This window comes from Streptomyces sp. NPDC018045 (assembly GCF_044327445.1).
Taxonomy (GTDB): domain Bacteria; phylum Actinomycetota; class Actinomycetes; order Streptomycetales; family Streptomycetaceae; genus Streptomyces.
The window spans coordinates 1-1,363 of the sequence record NZ_JBIRFL010000085.1 but is presented as its reverse complement, the minus strand read 5'-3'; the positions used below and the strand labels follow the sequence as shown (position 1 = coordinate 1,363).

General features: G+C 68.0%; 2 protein-coding genes and 1 pseudogene. 1 reads left to right on the top strand and 2 read right to left on the bottom strand.

The window, feature by feature from the left end:
• A pseudogene (locus ACH4EB_RS38700) lies at positions 1-235 on the bottom strand (hypothetical protein); the annotation flags it as partial.
• Positions 236-315: 80 nt separating this feature from the next.
• A complete protein-coding gene (locus ACH4EB_RS38695; RefSeq protein ID WP_398353235.1) occupies positions 316-720 on the bottom strand; it encodes a peptidase inhibitor family I36 protein in 405 nt (134 codons plus the stop codon).
• Between the two features lie 269 nt (positions 721-989).
• On the opposite strand from ACH4EB_RS38695, the gene ACH4EB_RS38690 reads away from it, so the two are divergent.
• Positions 990-1,363 (top strand): helix-turn-helix domain-containing protein (locus tag ACH4EB_RS38690; protein WP_398353233.1); only part of this gene is annotated, 374 nt, incomplete at its 3' end.

The following is a 1,363-nucleotide window of genomic DNA, read 5'->3' as shown; positions in this document are numbered from 1 at the left end:
CCTGGGCGCGCATGCAGGGGCCCATGAGCGCGTCCTCGGCGAAGGAGATGGTGAGCAGGTCGGCGTCGGGCTGGGTGTAGGAGTCGAAGGGCAGGCTGAGGTTCCTGGCTTCCGCGCCGGCGGCGGGGCCCGCCGCCGTTCGGGGAGCGGCAGGCTGCGGTTGTGTTCCCGCGCAGCCGGTGGCCGCGAGGAGGAGCAGCAGGGCGGCGGCCCTCGGGCGGACGGAGTCGGTCACGGCGGCCTCTTCTGGTGGGAAGGCGGTACGGGTGGTGCCGACGGCTCTGTCGGCACCACCCGCGCTCCTTGCTTGCTCGCCTACTTGATGCTGCTCGCGGTGTCGTTGCCCACGTTGGTGGACCGCAGGTTGAAGAGCTGGTGGTCCGGGAGGATCTTCGTGCTCGGCCCGTGGTAGCCGGCGTCCCTGTACAGCCTCCACGCCTTGGTGGAGCGGTTCTTCACCGAGCTGACGCGGTCGTTGAGGCTCTTTCCGTTATCGAAGTAGTTGTTCTTGAAATTCGCGTCCTTGTGCGTGATTTTCTTCTTTCCGCCCTTGTAGTGGCTGTTCTGGTACAGCCACAGAGCCCCCCTGGCCAGTTCACCGGAGCCGGACTGCCTCTGGAGAGTCTGGGTGGCGTCCTGGGAACTGTTGGCGGCCGCGGGAACGACCGCCCCGGCTGTCAGCGTGACGATACCGATGCCCAGCGCGGCTGTACGGCTCATGCGCATGATGATCTCCCTTCGATAATGGTGTGGCTGCGGTGTGTTCGGCACTTCTGCGCAGGCCGGGCCGCTCTCGTGGGAGTGCCGGTCCAGGCCGTGCCCTAGTGATCCCAGCGGCTGGATGGTTGTCTCGCACCCCCTGTTTGTGCTGGTAGACAACGCAACGGTGGTCCGGTTGGGGGGGCGGGGTTGGCTCGCGGGCGTCTTGTGGCGCTGTGGCGGCCGTGCTGAGGTGGACGGTCTCACATGAACGGGGAGGCTGGACTGCGGTGGGGCGACGTGAAAAGCCGATCGATCCGGGTGCGGGGCCGGTGCAGCGGTTCGCCTTCGCCTTGCGCAAGCTGCGGGAAGAGGCCGGCGGTCCGACCTACCGAGCGATGGCCCAAAAGGCGGGATATTCGACCGCCGCGCTGTCCCGCGCGGCGGCGGGCGAGATACTGCCGTCACTGCCGCTGACGCTGGCCTATGTGCAGGCCTGCGGCGGAAATCCGCAAGAATGGGAGCAGCGGTGGCAGGCCGCGCGTGATGAAGAGGCCCATCGGCCCCGTGACCCGGACGAGGAGCTGACGGACCCTCCCTACCGTGGCCTGGCCCGTTTCGAACCCGGCGACCATGCCCGGTTCTTCGGCCGGACCCGCCTGAC

Excerpts from the sequence above, each read along its gene's own strand:
- ACH4EB_RS38695 (WP_398353235.1), bottom strand. The coding sequence starts at position 720 with ATGAGCCGTACAGCCGCGCTGGGCATCGGTATCGTCACGCTGACAGCC.